Genomic DNA, 3857 nt, shown 5'->3' with positions numbered 1-3857 from the left:
TTTGGGCAGTTTTGATATAAAGGGCTTTCAGACTATCGGTTAGTTGAATCAGGGATGCTGGTTTCATGCGAGTTCCTCACTCTGAGGATTTTCCCGTTATTATAGGATCAATCATTCTCTGTAATTCTCTTAGGAGACAATCATGGCAGAAAATAACAATGTCCTGGTCACACCAGAGACCTATATCCGTGCCGAATGCGATCGGCAGTTTGGCACCATCGTTAAAACGGCGGGAGGCCTGAATCGCTTCTACCACTTACGCAACGTCACGCCGCTGGACCTGCAACCCATCATCCGGATGAACAGGGACACTCTCTACTCCCAGAGCGTTGTCGATACGTCTAAAGGTGCCACCATCACCGTCCCTGAATTTCCTCGAGATCGCTACGTATCGGTTGAACTCGTGGATAACGACCACTATTGCCCCAAGGTGATCTACGAAGCCGGAACGTATGAATTGCCCCATGACACTAAATACTTGGGTCTCTTCGTCCGCATCCAAGTGTTCAATCCCATAGACGAGGATGAATTGGATCTGGTCCACAAGTTGCAGGATCAGTTCAGCATCAATGCCAACAGTGCCGATCCACTGCCCGAGTTCAAGTGGGACGAAGAATCGCTGCAAGCCCTAACTTTGCAGTATCAAAAGGATGCAGCCCAATACAGCAGTGTGACGGGGATGATGGGACCGCGTGGCCAGGTCAACGAGGATACCCGTCACATCGTGGTAGCCACTGGGTGGGGGCTTTTACCTGAATGGGACGCAATCTATCTAAACTACGATGGGGATCATAATTACAATATTTGTCACAAAGCGACCTATGATGTTCCAGATAATGAGGCGTTCTGGTCCATCACCGTATATAACAGTAACGGCTACATGGAAAAAGAGAAGAACATCGTCAATTCCTCCAATGTAAATCTGAACTCCGACGGCACCTTCACCGTGTATTTCGGATCGCAAGAGAACTGTGGCGATGTTCCCAATCGGGTAGATGTAACCGAGGGCTGGAATTTCGCTATGCGGATTTATCGTCCCGGTGAGTCTGTCTTGAATGGAACATACAAACTACCTGACGCTGTACCCGTCCAGTGATTCATTTGGTGAAGTTTGTACTGGTTTACACCTAAACGCTATCTATAGGGGCAATTCATCAATTGCCCCTACTACAAAAAAAGCAAAAGTGTAGTGGATTGTTTCAGCTAAAATAGGGCAATAGATTTCGGCTTAAAGTCTTAGATTATAGAACTTATAGCATTTTTCTAATACACCAAATTAGCTGAAACAATCCAGTAGGGTGCGTGTTTGCGGTTACTAATTCGGATAATAAAATAAAACCAACAATCCGCCGTAACGCACCAATTCTATTACTATTAATTAAACATAATAAATTACATTTAATTTACCTGTGTATCATCCCCTGTAGAATTAAGTAGGGAGACACAATTATTTGTAGGATGGGTTCGCAGTAGCGTAACATGAGCTTTCTTGCAGTCTCAACCAAAGATTTAAGATCAATCGAGAAATATCGCCCGCTGCGGGTTGTGACAATTAGTCAAGATGAACTGATGAGCCACCTCAATAATTTCTGGACTATTGGCCTCCCACTCCTCCCAGAGGGATAGCTAACCCGTTGGAGCTTTCTTGCGCTTTTTGGTAATCTTCACTGCTGCCATTAATTTACTCCCCCAATGGTCTTGGATTATCGTTAATCTTGTGGATTTTCAATGTTTCGGGCAGCATGAAGTACCGCAATAACATCGATTTGCTCAGGCTTGATATAATAAATTATGCGATAAGAACCCTCGATAACTTCTCGGAGCTGCTCAGTTTCAAACTCTGGAACAATTCGACCCGAAAAGGGAAAATTAGCGATCTGTTCTGAGCGTCTGGTCAATCTTTCCACCAGTCTTTGAGCATATTGAGGGGAGTTTTGTGATATGTAGTTGTAGATGGATGATAAATGATTAACTGCGGTTTCTGTCCAGAAAACTTTCATGGCTCTAGCTTGAACTTAGTGCGTACCTCTGCAACAGAAATAACCTTTCCCGCCTCACTATCGGCTAACCCCGCTTCAATTGCCTGTCTCATATAAATCTCATACATCAAATCATCCCATGTAGAATTATCCGGCAATTTATCGATTAAATTTCTGGCTTTTTGTTTAATGTTTTTTATTTCCATGATGGTTTCCAAAATGACTCCTGACAGTTTACATTATAGCAAGATAGGCTCCTAGAGATGGTGTATTCTAAAACCACCGCTAACGCTCAGAATATCCAAAAAGGCTTTTCCCTCTCGATGTCCTCAACGAAACCTCAACCCGTGATTGGTGTTATTTGGTGGATAAATGCTGTTAAGGCTATGAAGCTGTGATTGAATACGATATCTTCCCATGGGCGGTGAATAGATAGCTTTATGAGAAAAAGGACGAGGAGCCAAGCTTACAGCCCGGAGTAACATATTTACTCTCGTCACCGCTTAATTCACACGCAGCGGCGCAGAAACTTGCTCAACATTCATTGCTGTATGTAACAATATAGGAGGAGTTTATCTCAGGAGTTCCACGGTGATTAAAGAGTTAGACCGTATTACTGTTAATCCACAAATATGTCTTGGACAGCCAACGATTCGAGGAATGCGTATCACTGTAGGATTTGTTTTGAAACTGTTGGCTAGTCAGTTATCTATTCAGGAAATCTTAGAGGCTTATCCAGAGTTGGAGGAGGAAGATATTCGTCAGGCTCTTAATTATGCAGCTTGGGCTGTATCCGATTATATCGTTAGCTTCACTTCAGCAGCCGTAACGCACCGCTAACTTTAATGATGGTGGGTGATATAATTTAAAATTCTGAGGTAAATCATGCAACTAAAACTAACAAAAATATTCCAGAAAGTTCCCGAAGGCTATATTGGTTTTGTCGAAGAATTGCCAGGAGCTAATACTCAAGGAGAGACTCTAGAAGAAACTAGAAGCAATTTAGAAGAAGCAATTGAGCTAGTTTTAGAAGCTAATCGTATATTAGCTGAAGAGCAACTGCAAGGACAAGAAGTGATTCGAGAGTCTGTTACTTTCTGGGCTGCATGAAACGCATAAACTTAATTCGTCATTTAGAAAATTATGGCTGTGAATTCTTAAGAGAGGGCGGCAATCATACGATTTATGTAAATCGTGTCAATCAGAAATCTTCAGCCATTCCGCGCCATCGTGAAATCAATGAATTCTTGACGCGAAAAATTTGTCGAGATTTACAAATACCAGAACCATGAGTGCGACTCCTGTTAAGCTGCTGATGAAACACCTTAAGCAAAACCCAAAGGTTGAAACTGAGCATCATTGATAATTTTAACCGTTTCCCCCGACTGCTTAATCACAAACAAACCGCGCCGATAGGCATAGACATCTATCCCCTGATCAATTTCAATGCCTGCCACTGCCCCATAAACCCGAAACTCTCGAAATTGGGGGAAAGCAACCTTAAATCGCTGTAATCGGCTGACAAAATCATCTACATCATCCCTCGACAGTCGAGATTTACATTCCACAGCCACCAACTCGCTCCCATTCACCGCCACAATATCAATCTCCATTGCCGCCCCAGGACGCTTACTTTTCAAGCGACTCATCGTTTGGGTGACATCAATGCCCCGTTCCTGAAATAAACGCACAACCGCAGGCTCTACCATTTCTTCTATAAAAAGACACAAAGGAGTTGTGGCTCTTCGTTACCCTTTATGCTAAATCAACATACAAGATGCCAAGATAACATACTTCTAACCCAAAAATTCCGAAAGTTTCTAAAGCCATAGCCTCTCCGTTTTATTAGTTTAAGTTTATTGTTGATTCCCTCGACCA

Annotated in this window: 7 protein-coding genes and 1 pseudogene; 4 read left to right on the top strand and 4 right to left on the bottom strand. The window is 42.9% G+C overall.

Annotated elements, in window-relative coordinates:
- The first annotated feature begins 142 nt into the window (after positions 1-142).
- Entirely contained in the window at positions 143-1096 is a 954-nt protein-coding gene (locus O9323_RS20720; RefSeq protein WP_002774486.1) for a DUF1214 domain-containing protein, read from the top strand.
- Between the two features lie 613 nt (positions 1097-1709).
- On the opposite strand, the gene O9323_RS20715 is transcribed toward O9323_RS20720, so the two are convergent.
- On the bottom strand, positions 1710-2000 hold the full coding sequence (locus O9323_RS20715; RefSeq protein ID WP_287735984.1) for a type II toxin-antitoxin system RelE/ParE family toxin: 291 nt from the start codon (positions 1998-2000) through the stop codon (positions 1710-1712).
- Positions 1997-2185, bottom strand: coding sequence for a hypothetical protein (locus O9323_RS20710; protein ID WP_287684653.1), 189 nt, complete (start codon positions 2183-2185; stop codon positions 1997-1999). The genes O9323_RS20715 and O9323_RS20710 overlap by 4 nt, the downstream gene beginning before the upstream one ends.
- A gap of 385 nt (positions 2186-2570) precedes the next feature.
- Between O9323_RS20710 and O9323_RS20705 the strand changes: the two genes are divergently transcribed.
- Genes O9323_RS20705 through O9323_RS20695 form a run of 3 tightly spaced genes read left to right on the top strand, consistent with a single transcriptional unit; the run spans position 2571 to position 3271 of the window.
- Positions 2571-2819, top strand: coding sequence for a DUF433 domain-containing protein (locus tag O9323_RS20705; RefSeq protein ID WP_002774483.1), 249 nt, complete (start codon positions 2571-2573; stop codon positions 2817-2819).
- Positions 2820-2864: 45 nt separating this feature from the next.
- Entirely contained in the window at positions 2865-3089 is a 225-nt protein-coding gene (locus O9323_RS20700; RefSeq protein ID WP_002734968.1) for a type II toxin-antitoxin system HicB family antitoxin, read from the top strand.
- A complete protein-coding gene (locus tag O9323_RS20695) occupies positions 3086-3271 on the top strand; it encodes a type II toxin-antitoxin system HicA family toxin (protein WP_002762193.1) in 186 nt (61 codons plus the stop codon). Before O9323_RS20700 ends, O9323_RS20695 begins: the two co-directional genes overlap by 4 nt.
- A 33-nt stretch (positions 3272-3304) precedes the next feature.
- Here O9323_RS20695 and O9323_RS20690 read toward each other — a convergent pair.
- A pseudogene (locus O9323_RS20690) lies at positions 3305-3700 on the bottom strand (PDDEXK family nuclease); the annotation flags it as partial.
- Positions 3701-3744: 44 nt separating this feature from the next.
- Positions 3745-3857, bottom strand: a 113-nt coding sequence (locus O9323_RS20685; RefSeq protein ID WP_071784045.1) for a transposase, incomplete at its 5' end; no start/stop codon positions are given.

Origin of the sequence: Microcystis sp. LE19-131.1A (assembly GCF_027532015.1) — a bacterium.
GTDB classification, from domain to species: domain Bacteria; phylum Cyanobacteriota; class Cyanobacteriia; order Cyanobacteriales; family Microcystaceae; genus Microcystis; species Microcystis ichthyoblabe_A.
This window is presented reverse-complemented; position numbering and strand designations above follow the sequence as displayed.

Coding starts and splice junctions, on each gene's coding strand:
- O9323_RS20720 (WP_002774486.1), top strand. CDS start 143: ATGGCAGAAAATAACAATGTCCTGGTCACACCAGAGACCTATATCCGT.
- O9323_RS20715 (WP_287735984.1), bottom strand. CDS start 2,000: ATGAAAGTTTTCTGGACAGAAACCGCAGTTAATCATTTATCATCCATC.
- O9323_RS20710 (WP_287684653.1), bottom strand. CDS start 2,185: ATGGAAATAAAAAACATTAAACAAAAAGCCAGAAATTTAATCGATAAA.
- O9323_RS20700 (WP_002734968.1), top strand. CDS start 2,865: ATGCAACTAAAACTAACAAAAATATTCCAGAAAGTTCCCGAAGGCTAT.
- O9323_RS20695 (WP_002762193.1), top strand. CDS start 3,086: ATGAAACGCATAAACTTAATTCGTCATTTAGAAAATTATGGCTGTGAA.